At 53.9% G+C, this 19,316-nt stretch carries 18 protein-coding genes; 13 read left to right on the top strand and 5 right to left on the bottom strand.

Annotated features, from left to right (window positions below; all coding sequences use genetic code 11):
- Positions 1-35 precede the first annotated feature (35 nt).
- Positions 36-659 (bottom strand): thiol:disulfide interchange protein DsbA, encoded by a 624-nt coding sequence (gene dsbA / locus O6D90_RS14615; RefSeq protein WP_016156157.1) that lies wholly within the window; start codon positions 657-659, stop codon positions 36-38.
- Positions 660-1,055: 396 nt separating this feature from the next.
- On the opposite strand from dsbA, the gene O6D90_RS14610 reads away from it, so the two are divergent.
- The 8 genes from O6D90_RS14610 (at position 1,056) to agp (ending at position 7,934) form a co-directional block, all read left to right on the top strand.
- Complete coding sequence (locus O6D90_RS14610) at positions 1,056-1,460, top strand: VOC family protein (RefSeq protein WP_016156158.1); 405 nt, start codon at positions 1,056-1,058, stop codon at positions 1,458-1,460.
- Between the two features lie 70 nt (positions 1,461-1,530).
- Positions 1,531-1,893 (top strand): hypothetical protein, encoded by a 363-nt coding sequence (locus tag O6D90_RS14605; protein ID WP_016152574.1) that lies wholly within the window; start codon positions 1,531-1,533, stop codon positions 1,891-1,893.
- 48 nt (positions 1,894-1,941) lie between these two features.
- Positions 1,942-3,822, top strand: a complete 1,881-nt coding sequence (locus O6D90_RS14600; protein WP_016156159.1) for a protein-disulfide reductase DsbD family protein — start codon at positions 1,942-1,944, stop codon at positions 3,820-3,822.
- Positions 3,819-4,442: a DsbA family protein gene (locus tag O6D90_RS14595; protein ID WP_016156160.1), complete on the top strand. Its 624-nt coding sequence runs from the start codon at positions 3,819-3,821 to the stop codon at positions 4,440-4,442. The genes O6D90_RS14600 and O6D90_RS14595 overlap by 4 nt, the downstream gene beginning before the upstream one ends.
- Positions 4,432-4,938: a protein disulfide oxidoreductase gene (locus O6D90_RS14590; RefSeq protein WP_016152577.1), complete on the top strand. Its 507-nt coding sequence runs from the start codon at positions 4,432-4,434 to the stop codon at positions 4,936-4,938. The genes O6D90_RS14595 and O6D90_RS14590 overlap by 11 nt, the downstream gene beginning before the upstream one ends.
- A gap of 134 nt (positions 4,939-5,072) precedes the next feature.
- Positions 5,073-5,828, top strand: coding sequence for a sulfite exporter TauE/SafE family protein (locus O6D90_RS14585; protein ID WP_016156161.1), 756 nt, complete (start codon positions 5,073-5,075; stop codon positions 5,826-5,828).
- A 69-nt stretch (positions 5,829-5,897) separates the two neighbouring features.
- Positions 5,898-6,605: an ArsR/SmtB family transcription factor gene (locus O6D90_RS14580; protein ID WP_016156162.1), complete on the top strand. Its 708-nt coding sequence runs from the start codon at positions 5,898-5,900 to the stop codon at positions 6,603-6,605.
- 87 nt (positions 6,606-6,692) lie between these two features.
- Positions 6,693-7,934 (top strand): bifunctional glucose-1-phosphatase/inositol phosphatase, encoded by a 1,242-nt coding sequence (gene agp, locus O6D90_RS14575; RefSeq protein WP_016156163.1) that lies wholly within the window; start codon positions 6,693-6,695, stop codon positions 7,932-7,934.
- A 38-nt stretch (positions 7,935-7,972) separates the two neighbouring features.
- Here the strand turns inward: agp and O6D90_RS14570 are convergent, their stop codons facing one another.
- Together O6D90_RS14570 and wrbA are read right to left on the bottom strand one after the other, a co-directional pair.
- A complete protein-coding gene (locus tag O6D90_RS14570; RefSeq protein WP_016152581.1) occupies positions 7,973-8,200 on the bottom strand; it encodes a YccJ family protein in 228 nt (75 codons plus the stop codon).
- Positions 8,201-8,220: 20 nt separating this feature from the next.
- Complete coding sequence (wrbA, locus tag O6D90_RS14565; protein ID WP_003832057.1) at positions 8,221-8,817, bottom strand: NAD(P)H:quinone oxidoreductase; 597 nt, start codon at positions 8,815-8,817, stop codon at positions 8,221-8,223.
- A gap of 386 nt (positions 8,818-9,203) precedes the next feature.
- Between wrbA and O6D90_RS14560 the strand changes: the two genes are divergently transcribed.
- The 3 genes from O6D90_RS14560 to rutR all read left to right on the top strand — a co-directional run bounded on the left by O6D90_RS14560 (position 9,204) and on the right by rutR (position 11,154).
- Positions 9,204-9,377 carry a general stress protein gene (locus O6D90_RS14560; protein WP_003036022.1) on the top strand — a complete coding sequence of 58 codons (174 nt, stop codon included), beginning with the start codon at positions 9,204-9,206 and terminating at the stop codon, positions 9,375-9,377.
- 165 nt (positions 9,378-9,542) lie between these two features.
- Entirely contained in the window at positions 9,543-10,457 is a 915-nt protein-coding gene (locus tag O6D90_RS14555) for a DMT family transporter (protein WP_016156164.1), read from the top strand.
- Positions 10,458-10,515: 58 nt separating this feature from the next.
- Positions 10,516-11,154: an HTH-type transcriptional regulator RutR gene (gene rutR, locus O6D90_RS14550; protein ID WP_016156165.1), complete on the top strand. Its 639-nt coding sequence runs from the start codon at positions 10,516-10,518 to the stop codon at positions 11,152-11,154.
- Here the strand turns inward: rutR and O6D90_RS14545 are convergent.
- Entirely contained in the window at positions 11,151-11,546 is a 396-nt protein-coding gene (locus O6D90_RS14545; protein WP_016156166.1) for a lysozyme inhibitor LprI family protein, read from the bottom strand. The genes rutR and O6D90_RS14545 overlap by 4 nt on opposite strands.
- A 774-nt stretch (positions 11,547-12,320) precedes the next feature.
- Positions 12,321-16,283, bottom strand: a complete 3,963-nt coding sequence (gene putA, locus O6D90_RS14540; protein ID WP_218731477.1) for a trifunctional transcriptional regulator/proline dehydrogenase/L-glutamate gamma-semialdehyde dehydrogenase — start codon at positions 16,281-16,283, stop codon at positions 12,321-12,323.
- 422 nt (positions 16,284-16,705) lie between these two features.
- On the opposite strand from putA, the gene putP reads away from it, so the two are divergent.
- Positions 16,706-18,214: a sodium/proline symporter PutP gene (putP, locus tag O6D90_RS14535; protein ID WP_016152586.1), complete on the top strand. Its 1,509-nt coding sequence runs from the start codon at positions 16,706-16,708 to the stop codon at positions 18,212-18,214.
- Positions 18,215-18,428: 214 nt separating this feature from the next.
- Positions 18,429-19,262 (top strand): iron uptake transporter permease EfeU, encoded by an 834-nt coding sequence (efeU, locus tag O6D90_RS14530; protein WP_271143124.1) that lies wholly within the window; start codon positions 18,429-18,431, stop codon positions 19,260-19,262.
- The last annotated feature ends 54 nt before the right edge of the window (positions 19,263-19,316 follow it).

Raw genomic sequence — 19,316 nt, 5'->3', positions numbered from 1 at the left:
TGTTGTGTGGTGCGAATAGTGAGATTAGCTAAACATCAGGATTTAGTGATCAGGAAGCGGACCGTATCAGCATAGTTTTGTACGAACGCGTTAAGGTCATCAGATTTCAGTCCTTTCGGATTGATCATATATTTACCGTTGATAAAAATGGCGGGCACACCGGTTAAATCTACGGCTTTAGCCATTTCTTGCTGTTTGGCGGTTAGTGATTTCACGGCAAAACTATTCCATGCAGCATCATAATCACTGGCACTGACGCCCGCGCTGATAAATACGTTACGTATATCGTCCGCCGATTTAATGGTTTGTTTTTTCTGCACGGCATCAAAAAGCAACGGTTTAACTTTATCTTGCACGTTCAACAGCATGGCGACGGACCAGGCGTGCGTCATGTCTTGCCCCAGAGGGCCTAAAAAGTCGACGTGGTATTCGGTGAGTTTGACGTCAGCAGGCAAAACTTTTTTCACGTTATCAGTGATTTCAAAAACTTCATCGTACTGATAGCAGGAAGGACAATAGAATGAGAAAAACTTCAGCGCTGCCGGGGCTGAAGCGACGGGTTTTTCCAGTGAGATAAACTCTTTGCCGTCGGTAAATGGTGCTGCCTGAGCGCTAACGGTAAAAAGTAACCCAATCAGGGGTAATAAATATTTTTTCATTTCCATATACTCTAAATAACATTCAATAAACAAATTTTCTGCGAATGAATACGATCTTCATTGCGTCGGGCTATAATACGATAATCACCTAAAAATGCGCTGACCCTTACTTTCATTTACGCATCAATACGTAGCGGACAGTATTTATGTACTGTTATGGGAATATCCTTTGGTACTCTTCGTAAATAGTGAATGATCACTTCCGTGATATTTTCGTAATTACTTTGGCAATGTTATATTGTAATAAATAAAAACGGAAATATGATTAATTATCATTTGATTTATAAAACGTGAGCAGCAACGCGTTGCGCTATGTTCTGTCAACGCAGCCGTAAGATTTTCTTTTTCTTGTAGCGTTTGAATGAATAGGGTAAGTGTCAGTGATGAGCAACCAAAATGGATATCGCTATGATTGACCACCTGGATCATCTGGTATTGACCTCCAATAATGAAGAGGCATGCGTTCGTTTTTATGTCGAACTTTTAGGGATGAGGCTGGAAACCTTCGCGCAAGGGAGGAAAGCCTTCGTCTTTGGCAATCAGAAAATTAACCTCCACATTCGGGGAAAAGAGTTTGAACCCAAAGCTTACGCGCCAACGCCGGGGGCGCTGGATTTGTGTTTTATCACCACGCGTGCGCTGGAAGAGGTGATAGCCACGTTTCAAACGCACGGGGTCGATATTGTTGAGGGGCCGGTTGCACGAACCGGTGCGATGGGACCGATTCGCTCGGTTTATGTCAGAGATCCCGATCTCAATCTGATTGAAATCGCGGTATATCCTGCTGATGACAGGACATAACTTTACAGCGCAAAGGTTGCCAAAACCTGGTGAGTGGTTAAGATAACTCGCATCAATCAGTGAGGGTATAATGGCGAAACGTCAACGGATGGGATGGTGGTTCCTCTGTCTGGCATGTGTTGTGGTGATGGTTTGCACCGCACAACGCATGGCGGGTCTGCACGCGTTGCAGATGGACACCGTTGCCACAAGCGTGGTCGTAAGCGCACAAGCGCAGACCGATGAGGCCTCGTCCGTTACCCCTTGTGAACTGAGCGCGAAGTCATTACTGGCGGCGCCCCCGGTACTGTTCGAAGGCGCTATTCTGGTGCTGTGTCTGCTGCTGTCGCTGCTGGCGCCAGTGCGGGCGTTTCGTCTGCCTTTTTTCCCACCGCGAGCCATCTCGCCGCCCACGCTAAGGGTACATCTGCGATTTTGCGTCTTCCGTGAATGACAGAACAGCCGTTGCTGACTGTTAGATAATTATTCACGGAGAAAATATATGATGACTGTTTTCAGGCAGGCGCTGTTCTGTCTGTTATTGCTATGGCTGCCCGTATCCTGGGCGGCTGAACCCGGCTGGCTGCGTTCACCCGATAACGATCACGCCAGCGTACGGTTACGCGCTGATACGTCCTCAGGCGGCGAAACTCGTCTGTTGCTGGATGTTAAACTGGAGGACGGCTGGAAAACCTACTGGCGTTCGCCGGGCGAGGGAGGCGTCGCGCCATCTATCGCCTGGCAAGGGGAAATACCTGCGGTCGACTGGTTCTGGCCAACCCCTGCACGCTTTGAGGTCGCTAATATCACGACCCAGGGCTATCACGATAATGTGACGTTCCCGATGGTTGTGCGCGGCAGATCGCCCGCCACGCTTAGCGGTGTTTTGACGCTATCCACCTGTAGCAACGTTTGCCTGTTGACGGATTTTCCTTTTTCCGTGACCTCCACGACCCAGGACCCGACTTTTGCGCATGACTATGCGCAGGCAATGGGGCAGATCCCGCTTGCCAGCGGCCTGACCGATACTTTGCGCGCTGGCGCACGGGCCGGCGAGCTGGTCGTCGAGGCTCACCGCGCGGGAGGCTGGACTGCGCCTGGGCTGTATCTGGACGCCGTTGATGATGCTGATTTTGGCATGCCGCAAATTCACGTCGCAGGTGAGACGTTACGCGCCACGGTACCTGTTCATGACGGTTGGGGGGAAGGCGCGCCGGATTTACGCGGTAAGTCGGTCACGCTGGTGCTGGCAGATAACGGTGTTGCCCAGGAAAGTCGTCTTGCGATTGGCGAAGCCCCGGTTATTGAGAACGCCTCACTCCCATTGTGGCAGGTGGTGCTAATGGCGCTGCTGGGCGGTTTGATCCTCAACCTGATGCCCTGTGTGTTACCGGTTCTCGGCATGAAACTGGGCTCTATTTTGCTGGTTGAGGAAAAAAGCCGTCGCCAGATCCGCCGTCAATTCCTCGCATCGGTAGCCGGGATCCTGGTCTCCTTTATGGCCCTGGCGCTATTGATGACAGTGCTACGTTTAACCAATCAGGCGCTGGGCTGGGGGATCCAGTTTCAGAACCCGTGGTTCATTGGCGTCATGGTCGTGGTGATGCTGACGTTCAGCGCCAGCCTGTTCGGGTGGTTTGAATTCCGCCTGCCTTCGGCGATGACCACCACGCTGGCGACTCACGGTGGCAACGGCTTGTCGGGACATTTCTGGCAAGGCGCATTTGCGACCCTGCTCGCCACGCCGTGCAGCGCCCCGTTTCTGGGAACAGCGGTAGCGGTGGCATTGACCGCTTCGCTGCCAACGTTGTGGGGACTGTTTATCGCACTTGGTCTGGGGATGAGCTTGCCGTGGCTGCTGGTGGCTCTGCGTCCCGGTCTGGCGCTGCGTTTGCCGCGTCCGGGACGCTGGATGAATATTTTGCGGCGTCTTCTCGGTGTCATGATGCTGGGGTCGGCTATCTGGCTTGCGACGTTGCTGCTCCCACATTTAGGGCTGGCCGGACACGCTAGCGCTAAAGAAAGCGTGAACTGGCAACCGCTTAGCGAGCAGGCGATTGAGGATGCGCTTGCGCAACATAAGCGAGTGTTCATTGACGTCACTGCCGACTGGTGCATCACTTGTAAGGTCAACAAATACAACGTGTTGCATAAAGATGACGTACAGGCCGCTTTGCAACAGCCGGATGTAGTGGCGCTGCGCGGCGACTGGACGCTCCCTTCTGAAGCCATCACCGAATTTCTGAAAAAACGCGGCCAGGTTGCTGTGCCGTATAACCAAATTTATGGCCCCGGTCTGCCGGAAGGCCAGGCGTTACCAACGTTGTTAACCCGCGATGCGGTATTGCAAACGTTGACCGACGCCAAAGGAGTAACCCCATGAAAATAATGATTGTTCTGCTGTTAACCCTGTTTTCTGCCGTCAGCGTAGCGAAAGAGCCTGCACCGTTTACACCGGAACAGGAAAAGCAAATTGAAGCATTAATCCAGGAGGCCCTGTTTAACGATCCCAACAGCCCGCGGATTGGCGCTAAGCAGGCGAAACTGACCCTGATAAACTTCACCGATTACAACTGCCCGTACTGCAAGCAACTGGATCCCATGCTGGAAAAAATTGTGCAGAAATATCCTGACGTGGCGGTAGTGATTAAACCGCTGCCGTTTAAAGGGGAAAGTTCGGAACTGGCGGCGCGGACCGTGCTGACTACCTGGCTTGAGCATCCGCAGCAGTTTCTGGCGCTACATGAAAAACTGATGCAGAAAAAGGGTTACCATACCGACGTCAGTATCAAACAGGCGCAGGAAAAATCGGGAGCCAGTCCGGTGGCGTTGGATGCCCAAAGTGCTGAAACGCTAAGCACTAACCTGCAACTGGCGCGACTGGTGGGCGTGCAGGGCACCCCCGCAACGATTATTGGTGATGAGCTTATTCCCGGTGCGGTGCCGTGGGAAACCCTTGAGGAAGTGGTCAAAGAAAAGCTGGCGGCGGCCAATGCTCAGTAAACTGCGCCGCTGGCTGCGCGAAGGGCTGATCTTACTGGCGCTGTTGGCAGGGGCGATGCTGCTGATGGATGTCTGGCGCGCGCCGCAGCTCCCTGGATCTTTTGACAGCACGCCTTTGCAAACGCTGGATGGTGAAACCGTCACGCTGGCGGCGCTCAGCAAAGACGAGCCGGTGCTGCTTTATTTCTGGGCGAGCTGGTGCGGCGTTTGCCGCTTCACGACGCCGGAAGTCGCCAGGCTGCGTTCGGAAGGGGAAAACGTGATGACCATTGCGTTACGCTCCGGCAGTGAAGCTGAGGTGTCTCGTTGGCTGTCGCGTAAAGGCGTGGACTTTCCGGTCATCAATGATGCGAACGGGGCAATTTCCCGCAGTTGGGCGATTAGCGTCACGCCCACGCTGGTGGTAGTGTCACAAGGTCGGGTGGTGTCAACAACCAGCGGCTGGACCAGCTACTGGGGCATGAAGCTGCGGCTGTGGTGGGCAAAAACGTTCTGATAATGTGCCGGGGAAACCCGGCATTTTTTATATTATTACCCGTAAGCGGGAAGACATATTTCGTTGCCTGGCGAAGCGAGTGCCGCGATTAACGTCCAGAATGGGTCATCTTCTCTTTTTCAGGAAAGTGCAACATGACGAGTTCGTTAGCGTTTGGGCCCGCTCTGGTGATGATGATTGCCGCCACGTTTGTCCTCGCCGGGATGGTAAAAGGCGTCACTGGTATGGGATTGCCCACCGTGGCTATGGGGATCCTCGGATCGCTTATTTCGCCGGTTGCGGCGGCGGCCATGCTGCTGTTGCCTTCGCTGATTAGCAATCTGTTTCAGTTTGGCGGTGGCGGAAATACGCGTCAATTAGTCAAACGACTGTGGCCGATGTTATTGACGGTGGTGGTGGCGACATTGCTTGCCAGCGCCTGGATTACCGGCGGCGACACCACCCGTACCCAGTTTGCGCTCGGCGTGGCGCTGGTGGCTTACGCTATCTGGACGCTGGCCGGAAAGAAAATCGCAGTGGCTCCGCAGCATGAAAAACCGTACTCCCTCGTCATAGGATTTGTTACGGGCTTATTGACTGGTGGAACCGGTGTATTCGTGATGCCCGCCGTGCCCTGGATCCAGTCATTGGGTTTTGAGAAAGATGAGCTGGTTCAGGCGCTCGGGATCTCTTTTACGTTTTCGACATTGGCTTTGGCGCTTGGTCTGTGGTGGCACAACGCGCTGCCCGTACAGTCGTTGAGCTTATCGGCTTTGGCCATTGTTCCTGCGCTGATTGGTCAGTGGTTAGGAACCCGTGTACGACGGGTTATTTCTCCGCTCGTGTTTAAACGCTGTTTTCTGTTTTGTTTGGTCGGGTTGGGTATCGAGATGATGCTGCGTGCGGTGTGACCTGTGCGGTGACTTTAGAACGCATTCATGGCATCGTTAATTCAGACATTCAGGGTCAAAGAGGTCGCTATGGCATCAGTGATGTTAAGTGAGGAAGAGGGCGCTCTGGAGTCGCGAATGGCGCTCACCGCGGCGGCGATGGCCGATAAATCGCGCTCGCGAATGTTGTGCGCCCTGATGGATGGCCGCGCCTGGACCGCGACCGAACTCAGCGCAGTGGCGGATGTATCAGCGTCAACCGCCAGTGCGCATCTGGCGCGTCTGTGCGAACAACGTTTTGTTGTGGCGCTCGCGCAGGGCAGACATCGTTATTTTCGCCTTGCAGGCTCCGATATCGCTGAACTGCTGGAGCGCCTGATGGGCGTGGCGTGGGCTACATCTACGCCACGAAAAATCACGACGCCGCCAGGCTTACGACATGCCCGAACCTGCTACGATCATCTCGCTGGCGAGGTGGCGGTGAGGTTGTTCGATACGCTGGTTTCCCGTCAGTGGTTAACGCCGGATGGTGAAACGCTGACCTCTCTTGGGCAGGAAAAACTGGCACAAATGGGGATTGTCCTGGCTGCGAGCGCATCGCGGCGGAAATTAACCTGCGGTTGTCTGGACTGGAGTGAACGACGTTACCATCCCGGCGGTGTGCTTGGCGCATCGCTGCTACGCTGGCTGATTGAAAAACGATGGATAAAAACGGAGCTGAGTGGTCGCCGCGTCACCTTCACCCCGATTGGCATTCGCAAATTAGAAACCGAGTTCGGTATTAAAACGACACCGTAGATGGTGCGTTTTGCGAAAGCGTTCCGGGAAATATGTCATATTTCTGTCACACTCTGTTGTGATTGATAACAACAAGAGGTCGTAGGGATGAATAAATCGTTAATCGCCGCAGCCGTGGCAGGGGCTGTATTAATGTCAACCGCCGCGCAGGCGCAGACCGCGCCGGAAGGCTATCAGCTTCAGCAAGTATTGATGATGAGTCGGCATAACTTACGCGCACCTTTAGCCAATAATGGCAGTGTTCTTGAGCAGTCCACCCCCAAACAATGGCCAGAATGGGATGTCCCCGGCGGACAACTCACCACCAAAGGCGGCGTGCTGGAAATCTATATGGGCCACTATATGCGAGAGTGGCTGGCAGAGCAGGGGATGGTGAAATCGGGCGAATGTCCGGCGCCGGGTACGGTCTATACCTATGCTAACAGCCTGCAGCGTACGGTCGCGACGGCGCAGTTCTTTGTCACCGGTGCTTTCCCGGGTTGCGACGTCCCGGTCCATCATCAGGAAAAAATGGGCACCATGGATCCCACCTTTAACCCGGTGATCACCGATGATTCCGCCGCCTTCAGCCAGCAGGCGGTTCAGGCAATGGAGAAAGAGCGTAGCCAAATGCAGCTCAACGACAGCTATCAGTTGCTTGAGCAAATGACCGACTATAAAGACTCTCCGTCCTGCAAAGAAAAACAGCAGTGTTCCCTGACCGATGCCAAAGATACGTTTAGCGCGAAATACCAGCAGGAGCCTGGGGTTTCGGGGCCGCTGAAGGTCGGGAATTCGCTGGTTGATGCCTTCACGCTGCAATATTACGAAGGCTTCCCGATGGACAAGGTCGCCTGGGGCGAGATTAAATCCGATCAACAGTGGAAGGTTCTGTCGAAGCTGAAAAATGGCTATCAGGACAGCCTGTTCACCTCCCCGGAAGTGGCGCAGAATGTCGCCAAACCGCTGGTGAAGTATATTGATAATGCGCTGGTTACTGAACGCGTAAAAGCGCCAAAAATAACCGTGCTGGTGGGGCATGACTCAAACATCGCATCGCTGCTCACCGCGCTGGATTTCAAACCGTACCAGCTTCACGATCAGAACGAGCGTACGCCGATTGGCGGGAAGATTGTCTTCCAGCGCTGGCATGACAGCAACGCGAATCGTGATCTGATGAAAATCGAGTACGTGTATCAGAGCTCGCAGCAGTTGCGTAATGCAGACGTTCTGACTCTGAAATCCCCGGCGCAGCGTGTAACGCTGGAGCTGAAAGGGTGTCCGATAGATGCGGATGGCTTTTGCCCGATAGATAAGTTCGACAGCGTGTTGAATGAGGCGGCTAAGTAAAAGAAAAACTCCCCCGTGTTCGCGGGGGAGTCTGAGCGCTAGACGTTTTTGCGTTCGATAGTCTGTTCACCCCAAAAGAGCGAATCTTTGTCTGTTTTCTTAAAGGCTTTGATGAGCACCTCGTCGCTACCTTCTTCCCAAATTTTTTCTGCCAGTTTCTCGTCATAATGCGCGACTTCAAAAATGGCTTCGGCTATTTCCGGCGATGTATTGCGCAGACTTGCCCATTCGCCGACGCGATGGGCTTTCGCTTCTTGAGTTGGCATTCGAATCCTCCTGTTGAAGATTAGCCGTTGAGTTTTACTGCCAGACCTGCGACATATTCACCCTGATAGCGGGCGATAGATAATTCTTCCTGACTTGGCTGGCGTGAGCCGTCGCCTCCGGCGATGGTGGTTGCGCCGTAAGGGGTACCGCCGCGAACTTGAGAAACATCAAACAGCTCTTGCGCCGCGTAACCGATAGGCACAATCACCATCCCATGGTGAGCAAGCGTAGTCCAGGTTGATGTAATGGTTTGTTCCTGACCGCCGCCGGTTCCTGTCGAGCTGAATACGCTGGCGAGTTTGCCGTACAGGCCGCCTGAAGCCCACAGCCCGCCAGTCTGGTCGAGGAAGGTGCGCATCTGACCGGACATATTGCCAAAGCGTGTGGGGGTACCAAAAATAATGGCATCGTAATCTGCCAGTTCTTGCGGGGTTGCGACTGGTGCGTTTTGTGTTTTGCCGCCAGCTTTGAGGAAAATCTCCGGCTGCATGGTCTCTGGTACGCGTTTAATAATCACTTCCGCGCCATCAACCTTATTTGCGCCTTCTGCGACTGCATGGGCCATAGTTTCAATGTGTCCGTACATGGAATAATAAAGCACCAGAACTTTTGCCATTTTACACTACTCCTCGAGTTAACCGTGTCCGTAGCGACTCGCTACCTACCTTTAAAGATATGACGTACTGTCAGGAGTGCAAATTTCACAATCACTTCTTTGATTTATAACAATTTTTATAACAACTTCTCTTGTTGCAAAATGATACATATTTAACCGGGTGGAATTTGGTAGTCATAAGAAAGACTTATTGATTTCTCGCTGTGATTATTTCTCTATCACCGCCAATCCTGTTGCAGGATATTACAGTTAGCGGCTGCTCAGGCCACGCTTCACTATGCTTAATCCCACGCAGTTATTTTCAGGGTATCGCCCGTAACGCTGCGTGAGGTATCACTCCTCAGTACCTATGCAATATGATGTCTAATCAATGACGGAGGTCAGTAATGGCAAACCATCGAGGCGGTTCCGGCAACTTTGCGGAAGATCGCGAAAGAGCATCAGAAGCAGGTCGAAAAGGTGGCCAGCACAGCGGGGGCAACTTTAAGAATGACCCGCAACGCGCTTCAGAGGCAGGCAAAAAAGGGGGCAAAAATAGCCACGGCAACAACAAATCGTAATTGCTGGGCTAGCTGTCAGATATGCCGTGACGGCTGAGGATCAGAGTCAGACGTTACGTAGCCACCCACCGCCGCCGGTTTCTTCCGGCGGTTTTTTTTGTCTGCAAGGTTGAACTGTAACAAAACGCAACGCAGACTAACGACATTCAGTTAATCGGGTGTCTCATGTCATTACTTTCTCGTTATTCCTTCTCTGTTAAACCTCAGGAAGCGATCCTCATTGTGATCACTATGTTCTGGGGTGGCACGTTTTTGGCCGTGCAATATGCCGTTACCCTGAGCGGACCTTTTTTCTTTGTCGGCGTGCGTTTTGCCACCGCTGCGCTGGCGGTCGCGCTTTTGTCACTACGCACATTGCATAAACTGACGTGGCTGGAAGTCAAAGCAGGCGTTGCGATCGGTATCGCAATTGCGTTGGGCTATAGTCTGCAAACCTGGGGGCTACAGTTTATTCCCAGCAGTAAATCGGCGTTTATTACCGCGATGTATGTGCCGTTGGTACCGCTTTTACAATGGCTGTGTCTGGGGCGTATGCCCGGCCTGATGCCGTGTGTCGGCATTGTGCTGGCCTTTATCGGGTTGATTTTTCTCGCCGGACCAGGAGGCAATTTGCTGGCTTTAGGCGAAGGAGAGTGGATCACACTCGCCGGCGCGGTGGCGATTGCGGCAGAAATTATCCTGATTAGCGCGTGGGCGGGAAAAGTGGATGTGCGGCGGGTAACGGTGGTACAACTGGCAACCGCTTCGATAGTGGCGTTTATTGCCATGGCTCCGGCCGGAGAGTCCGTGCCGCCGATGTCTACGGGATTGCTGGTGGTGGCGCTGGGATTGGGGATTTTCAGTGCGATTATTCAGGTCACCATGAACTGGGCACAGCGCAGCGTTTCGCCGACGCGCGCGACGGTCATTTATACCGGTGAGCCGGTGTGGGCGGGGATCTTTGGTCGCCTTGCGGGGGAGCGCTTACCGCTACTGGCTTTGCTCGGCGCAGCATTCATTATTGTTGGCGTGCTGGTCAGCGAACTGAAGTTCAAAAAGAAAAAAGGGGGAGTGCAAGAGGCACCGCCGGAGTCGCTTTAATTTAACCATTCACCGCGTGATTTGGTATGCTGACGCCCTCACAAGAAGGAGAGGGCGCATGGTCCAACGCGCAGAGAAAAAAACAGGTAAGCGCTCGCAGGCCGTCAGTGCAAAACGCCAGGCCATATTAACCGCGGCATTAAATATCTTCTCCCAATATGGGATCCACGGCACGCGTCTCGAACAGGTCGCTGAGCAGGCGGGTGTGTCAAAAACGAATCTGCTTTATTACTTCCCGTCAAAAGAGGTGCTCTATATTGCCGTTTTGCGGCAAATCCTCGACGTCTGGCTGGCTCCGTTGAAGGCTTTTCGCGAAGACTTTGCGCCGCTGGTGGCCATTAAAGAATACATTCGCCTTAAGCTGGAAGTGTCGCGCGATTACCCTCAGGCTTCACGACTGTTTTGTATGGAGATGCTGGCAGGTGCGCCTTTATTGATGGCTGAATTAACGGGCGATCTCAAAACGCTAATTGATGAGAAATCGGCGCTGATTGCCGGTTGGATCAAAAGTGGGAAACTGGCTCCGGTCGATCCGCATCATCTGATTTTTATGATTTGGGCTTCAACCCAGCACTACGCCGACTTTGCCCCACAGGTAGAGGCGGTAACGGGCGCAACGCTGCGTGATGAAGCCTTTTTTAACCAAACGGTGGAGAGCGTGCAGCGGATGATTATTGAAGGGATCCGCGTGCGTTAACTGGCTGGCGGTAACGGACAGCTTAAATCGCCCTCTTCGCACTGTAAGAGTGAGGCGAGAAACGCTTCACGCTCGTTGGTTTTATCCGTCAGGCACTGGCTGGAAATCATCGCCTGGGCGCTACCGCCTTCGGTGCCGGAACTGATTAACGCGCAGTCCGCATCGCGCAGGGTTATCCATGAGATTTGCGCTTTTTTCAGTAAATCGCGCTGGGTCGGGGCGGCGCGCTTAAGCGCATTCTGATAAGTGTCATTAAGTTTGGTGTCGGCCGCCTTAAACTGCTCTGCCGCACAGGTGTTCATCTCAATCTGAGTGTTCGCGTTGGCGCAGTCATCCGCCAGCGCCTGGCCGCTCAACAGCAGCGCTGCACATGTCAGTACGATTCGTTTCATGCTTCCCTCTGGCTCCATAAAAAAGGCCCCGTTACCGGAGTCATGCTTGTCAGTTAACGAGGATGAGTGGCACATACGGAGGTAATGAATCTGTTGCCTCCGGTATATTGCTACGTTCACCTTATGTTTGTCACTTCTCTGAAACGATCCTCCCTGTGAACGTGTTAAGGGTACTATCGCCGTACCCTTAACAATCCCGGCTCCCGGCGGGAAAATTGCCACTTCGTGGTCCCCTCCGTTTATTCCTCCAGGCTACCGGGCCGGGCGCGAGGAAACTTCCCTGTAAAACGCGCCCTGAACCCGCATCCCTGCGGGTTCTCCCGGCCTTCCGGAAACACGTCGGCAATTTTCAGCCGGACCAGCCCACACCTGACCCCTGCGTTTTTTATCTGAACAGCAAAACAGTGTTAGCTGGAAGTCAGTGCGTTGCAGCGATGACCTCGTTCCGGCTGAAAATCGATGAGGCGTTGACGGCTGACCGGGTCTGCCCGCAGGGATGCGGGCAGAGGGGGCGGCCTGCAGGGACGCAGGCCCGGCCCCGACCCGAAGGCAGACGGCATAAGACGAATGAATCGCGCAGCGACGATTTTCCCGCCGGGAGCCTGGGATGCAAGGGAGGCGGCGGTGAGCCTCTCTTGCACGTTCACGGGTGTCTGAGCCTCAGAAAAGTGACACCACTGAGGTGAACGGAACCCTGAGCCGAAATCACATGTTCGCCGTAATGCTTAATTGACAGGCATTACCCCCTAACCGGAGCCTTAATTAACCACAACCTTAGCCGATTGTCATCAGGCTGGCGTTACCCCCGGCAGCGGCGGTATTGACGCTCAGGGAGCGTTCAATGTACAGCCTCTCCAGCAGAATATTGCTTTCGCCACGGGCAAAGCCCTGGACTGATACAATCGCCCCTTCGCGGGCAGCTACCGCTTCGCACAGTGAACGCAGTTGATCGGAATCGCCGTGGAAAATAACGGCATCAAACGGCTGCGTGGTGATGTTGTCCGCTTTGGCAAACTGAATGCGCCCGGAGACGGCGGCTGGCAGACGTTTTGCCAGTTCACGATGGAACGCATCATCTGGCCACAGGATTAAGCTACCAACGGAAGCCACGGCGGCAACCTGTACCAGCGCGTCCTGTTCATCATCAGCGATACACAGTACGCGTTCACGCGGCAACAGCGTCCAGGTATTGCGCTCGCCAGTGGGTCCTGGCAGCAGACGCTGAGTACCGGCCTGCGCCAGTTCGCCAAACTGCTGGCAGAGCGCATGCAGTGAGGGCCGATCGGTTGCCCATTCGCTGAGCGCTTCCAGCGGCTGAACGAGTGCAGCTTTAAGCTGCGCATCGACCGGGTAGTCTGCATCCTGACGGGCCAGCGTAATGCCTAATGCATTTTCTGGGCGGTTAGCCAGCAGGCGATACAGATACAGCGGTCCACCTGCTTTTGGCCCGGTACCAGACAAGCCTTCGCCACCGAATGGCTGAACGCCGACAACGGCACCGACCATATTGCGGTTAACGTACAGGTTCCCCACGTGTGCCGATCCTGTGACCTGGGCGATGGTTTCATCGATACGAGTGTGTACGCCCAGCGTCAGGCCGTAGCCGGAAGCATTAATTTGCTCAATCAGGTTGCCCAGATTGTTACGGGTGTAGCGCACGACGTGCAGTACCGGACCAAACACCTCTTTTTGTAATTCGTCGAAGCTTTCCAGCTCGATCAGAGTCGGAGCAATAAAGGTACCGGTTTGCCATTCACGCGCATCGTCGCTGTTTTCGCGCACGGCCTGAAACACCGGACGTCCTTTGGCGCGCATGGCCTGAATATGGCGTTCAATATTGGTTTTGGCTTCTTCATCAATTACCGGCCCAATATCGGTGGTCAGGCGACCTGGATTACCCATGCGACATTCCGCCATCGCGCCGCGCAGCATTTTCAGCGTATGGTCGGCTACATCATCCTGCAGACACAGGACGCGCAGCGCGGAGCAGCGCTGTCCGGCGCTGTCAAACGCTGAAGCCAGAACGTCGACCACGACCTGTTCCGTCAACGCGGAGGAGTCGACAATCATTGCGTTCATCCCACCGGTTTCGGCGATAAGCGGGATTGGACGCCCCTGAGCATCAAGGCGGGTGGCAATATTGCGTTGCAACAGCGTGGCGACTTCCGTTGAGCCGGTAAACATGACGCCGCGTACGCGCTCATCGGAAGTGAGCTGCGCCCCGACGGTTTCACCCTGACCAGGCAACAGTTGCACCACGCCCGGCGGTACACCCGCTTCGAGCAAAATAGCGATGCCCTGGGCGGCAATTAACGGGGTTTGTTCCGCCGGTTTCGCCAGCACGCTGTTACCCGCCGCCAGCGCGGCGGCAATCTGCCCGGTGAAAATGGCCAGCGGGAAGTTCCATGGGCTGATACAAACCACCGGTCCTAACGGTCGATGGGTTTCATTATCGAAATCATCGCGAACCTGACCGGCATAATAATGCAGGAAGTCTACCGCTTCGCGCACTTCCGCAATGGCGTTGCTGAAGGTTTTACCCGCTTCGCGTACCAGGATGCCAATCAACTGCTGCATCTGACCTTCCATCAGAACGGCGGCACGATGCAAAATGGCGGCGCGCTCTTGTGGCGGTGTGGCGAACCAGATCGGCGCGTTATTCGCTGCGTTCTGTAACGCCTGTTCTACTTCAGCGTGAGTCGCCTCACGCACGTAACCGACAATGTCTTTCGGCTCGGCCGGGTTAACGACTGGTGTCATTTCGCCGTCAGCAACCGGGTGTTCCAGAATGGGTTTAGCGTGCCATTTTTGTAGCGCGCTGTTGAGCAGGGCAGAGGACAGCGAGGCCAGACGATGTTCGTTAGCTAAATCCAGCCCGCCTGAGTTTTCGCGGCCTTTACCGTACAGGTCACGCGGCAGGGCAATCTTCGGATGCGGCAGACCGGCCTGACCTTCTTGCTGCGCCAGTTTTTCAACAGCCTCGACCGGATCGGCAACCAGTTCATCCAGCGGCAGGGTCGTGTCGGCAATGCGGTTGACGAACGAGGTGTTGGCGCCGTTTTCCAGCAGACGACGCACCAGGTAAGCCAGCAGCGTTTCGTGCGTGCCGACCGGTGCATAAATGCGGCATGGACGATTCAGTTTGCCATCCGCAACTTTGCCGGTGACCTGCTCATACAGCGGTTCGCCCATGCCGTGCAGGCACTGGAACTCGTACTGACCCGGATAGTAGTTTTGACCGGCTAACTGATAAATCGCCGCCAGCGTATGGGCGTTGTGGGTGGCGAACTGCGGGTAGATCAGATTCGGTACGGCAAGCAGCTTTTTCGCACAGGCCAGGTAGGAAACGTCGGTGTACACCTTACGGGTGTAGACCGGATAACCTTCCAGACCGTCCATCTGGGCACGTTTAATTTCGCTATCCCAGTAGGCGCCCTTAACCAGACGGATCATCAGGCGGCGGCGGCTGCGCGTGGCGAGGTCAATCAGGTAGTCGATAACATACGGGCAGCGCTTCTGGTAGGCCTGGATAACAAAACCGATCCCGTTCCAGCCTGCCAGTTCGGGTTCAAAGCACAGTTTTTCCAGCAGATCGAGGGAGATCTCCAGTCGGTCAGCCTCTTCGGCGTCGATATTAATGCCGATGTCGTACTGACGTGCCAGCAGAGTAAGCGAGTTCAGACGAGGATAGAGTTCATCCATCACGCGATCGTACTGCGCACGGCTGTAACGCGGATGCAGTGCCGACAGCTTGATAGAAATACCTGGCCCTTCGTAGATACCGCGCCCGTTAGAGGCTTTACCAATGGCGTGGATCGCCTGCTGGTATGAAACCATATAAGCCTGTGCATCGGCGGCGGTCAGGGCCGCTTCGCCCAGCATGTCATAGGAGTAACGGAAGCCTTTTTCTTCCAGTTTACGCGCGTTAGCCAGCGCTTCAGCGATGGTCTCCCCGGTGACAAACTGCTCGCCCATCAAGCGCATGGCCATGTCGACGCCTTTACGCACCAGAGGCTCACCGCTCTTGCCGATAATACGGTTGAGTGAGCGTGAGAGGCTGGCTTCGTTATGCGTTGAAACCAGACGACCGGTAAACAACAGCCCCCAGGTCGCCGCGTTGACGAACAGAGACGGGCTGCGGCCAATGTGCGACTGCCAGTTACCGTTGCTGATCTTGTCGCGGATTAACGCATCGCGGGTCGCTTTATCTGGAATACGCAGCAAGGCTTCGGCCAGACACATCAGCGCGACGCCTTCCTGTGAAGAAAGGGAGAATTCCTGCAATAAACCTTGTACCATCCCGGCGCGACCGCTGGCGGTATTCTGGTTACGCAGTTTGTCTGCCAGATCGTATGCCAGCTTATGCGCCTGCTCGGCGATGGGCTGCGGCAGACGAGCTTGCTCCATCAGCATAGGTACGGCGTCAGTTTCGGCGCGGCGGTAAGCAGCGGTGATTGCCGCGCGGGAAACTGACTGCGGCAGGATCTGTTCAGCAAATTCCAGGAAAGGCTGATGCGCTTCATTTTGCAGCGTGGTCGACTCATCGCCCTCATTCGCAGCACCCGCCAGCAGGGCCGGTAGTTCAGGAAGCGCGTCGTCATTTTCTAGTCTTTCGAGATAATTAAAAATGGCTTGTTTGATCAGCCAATGTGGCGTGCGATCGATTCGTGATGCTGCTGTTTTAATACGCTCGCGAGTGGCGTCATCCAGCTTAACCCCCATCGTGGTGGTTCCCATGCCGTTTACTCCTGTTGTACTGAAATACGGGTCTGATAGTTACCGAGAAATATCCACTATGTTGCAACTTTGTGCAACCGTGTTAAATGTGACTTGGTTTGCAAGCTTGGAAATGAATGAAATGTTAATAAACGTGAGTGTTTTGACGGGGGCTATAAAAGTTGCCGAATCTTTTTCTCTGCGGTAGTTAACACTTTTAAAAGGTGCAACCGAAAAAAGTGTGAGAGAGTGCAACCTACAGAAAAATGCTATCTACTCTGGATCAAATTTGATGTAAATGGTGTGTTAAATCGATTGTGAATGACCATCGCTTCCGGCAGGATACGGTCGCCCTGGTAAACATAGATATCTTTGCCACGTTCCGGCAGGGTAATAAAACGGCAAGCCACGGCATTGCTGATACATAATTTTGGAGAGTTTTGATGGCTATTAGCACACCGATGTTAGTGACATTCTGTGTCTATATTTTCGGCATGATATTGATAGGGTTTATTGCATGGCGTTCAACCAAAAACTTTGACGATTACATTCTGGGTGGACGCAGTCTGGGTCCATTCGTGACCGCGTTATCCGCCGGGGCATCTGACATGAGCGGCTGGTTGCTGATGGGGCTGCCTGGCGCGATTTTCCTGTCGGGGATTTCAGAAAGCTGGATCGCTATTGGCCTTATTTTGGGTGCGTGGATCAACTGGAAACTGGTGGCCGGACGTTTACGCGTGCATACCGAATACAATAACAATGCGCTGACGTTACCAGATTACTTTACCGGTCGCTTTGAAGATAAAAGCCGAATTTTGCGTATTATCTCCGCGCTGGTTATTCTGCTGTTTTTCACCATCTATTGTGCTTCCGGTATTGTGGCAGGGGCGCGTCTGTTTGAAAGCACCTTTGGCATGAGTTACGAAACAGCGCTGTGGGCGGGGGCGGCCGCGACGATTATTTATACCTTTATCGGTGGTTTCCTCGCGGTAAGCTGGACCGATACCGTCCAGGCCAGCCTGATGATCTTCGCCCTGATCCTGACGCCGGTGATGGTAGTCATTGGCGTGGGTGGGTTTGACGATTCGCTGGAAGTGATTAAACAAAAGAGCATTGAGAACGTGGACATGTTCAAAGGGCTGAATTTTGTTGCCATTATTTCCCTGATGGGCTGGGGTCTGGGCTATTTCGGTCAGCCGCATATTCTGGCGCGCTTTATGGCGGCTGATTCTCACCATAGCATTGTTCATGCCCGCCGCATCAGTATGACCTGGATGATCCTGTGTCTGGCAGGTGCAGTTGCCGTTGGCTTCTTTGGTATCGCTTACTTTAACAACAACCCACAGCTTGCCGGTGCCGTTAACCAGAACGCCGAACGCGTGTTTATTGAACTGGCGCAAATCCTGTTCAACCCGTGGATTGCCGGTATTCTGCTGTCTGCGATCCTCGCAGCGGTGATGTCGACCCTGAGCTGCCAGCTGCTGGTGTGTTCCAGCGCAATCACCGAAGACTTGTATAAAGCGTTCCTGCGTAAAAATGCCAGCCAGAAAGAGCTGGTATGGATTGGTCGCATCATGGTGCTGGTTGTGGCGCTGGTGTCTATCGCGCTGGCGGCGAACCCGGAGAACCGTGTGCTTGGTCTGGTAAGCTACGCCTGGGCCGGCTTTGGCGCGGCGTTTGGTCCGGTGGTTCTGTTCTCCGTAATGTGGTCGCGTATGACGCGTAACGGCGCGCTGGCCGGGATGCTCATCGGTGCGGTGACGGTAATCGTCTGGAAGCAGTTTGCCTGGTTGGGTCTGTATGAAATCATCCCGGGCTTTATTTTCGGCAGTATCGGTATTGTGGTCTTCAGCCTGTTGGGTAAAGCGCCTTCAGCCGCTATGCAGCAACGTTTTGCCGAGGCTGATGCGCATTATCACACAGCTCCGCCATCGCGTTTACAGGCAGAGTAATCCGCCTCGCTCCTTAAGCCCGCCGCGTGCGGGCTTTTTTATTTGTCCCCGCTGCAAAACCGCCCTAATCGTTACCCGCCTAACTGTTTACATTAAGTCATCATTCTCAAAACATTCTGCTTGAGTTTTTCTTTACTGTAATGATAATCACTATCACTGTAATTTACTTTTCTTTTCATCAATTGACTGAGAATAACGTTTAAGGGTTCTTCGCATGTTTGTTCCATTACTTATTATGTTGCGCGAAGGGTTAGAGGCCGCGCTGATAGTCAGCCTGATTGCCAGCTACCTGAAACGGACTCAGCGTGGTCGATGGATTGGTGTGATGTGGATTGGTGTTCTGCTGGCGGCGGCGTTATGCCTGGCGTTAGGCGTTTTCATCAATGAAACCACCGGTGAATTTCCGCAAAAGGAACAGGAGCTGTTTGAAGGCATCGTGGCGGTCATTGCCGTGGTGATCCTCACCTGGATGGTGTTCTGGATGCGTAAAGTTTCGCGCAACGTCAAAGTCCAGCTTGAACAGGCTGTCGATAACGCGTTGCAACGCGGCAATCATCACGGCTGGGCGCTGGTGATGATGGTCTTTTTTGCCGTTGCCCGTGAAGGCCTGGAATCGGTGTTCTTCCTGCTGGCGGCATTCCAGCAGGATGTAGGCATTTGGCCACCGTTAGGTGCGATGCTGGGGCTGGCCACCGCGGTGGTACTGGGTTACTTGATTTACCTCGGCGGCATTCGCCTCAACCTCGGGGCATTCTTCAAATGGACCAGCCTGTTCATTTTGCTGGTGGCCGCTGGTCTTGCCGCTGGGGCCATCCGCGCGTTCCACGAAGCCGGGTTATGGAATCATTTTCAGGATGTGGCGTTTGACATGAGCAGCGTGCTTTCAACGCATTCGCTGTTTGGCACATTGATGGAAGGTATTTTCGGCTATCAGGAAGCGCCGAGCGTCAGTGAAGTCGCCGTTTGGTTTATCTACCTGATTCCGGCATTGATTATGTTTGCACTGCCGCCGCGTTCAGGCACTACGGCATCGCGTACCGCACCCTGATAAAAACGCGATGCAGAATACTCATTAGTTACAACATACTTATTTATAGGGATA

The organism is Citrobacter sp. 21OH12SH02A-Citro (genome assembly GCF_027919895.1).
In the GTDB taxonomy this organism is placed as follows: domain Bacteria; phylum Pseudomonadota; class Gammaproteobacteria; order Enterobacterales; family Enterobacteriaceae; genus Citrobacter; species Citrobacter braakii.
This window is presented reverse-complemented; position numbering and strand designations above follow the sequence as displayed.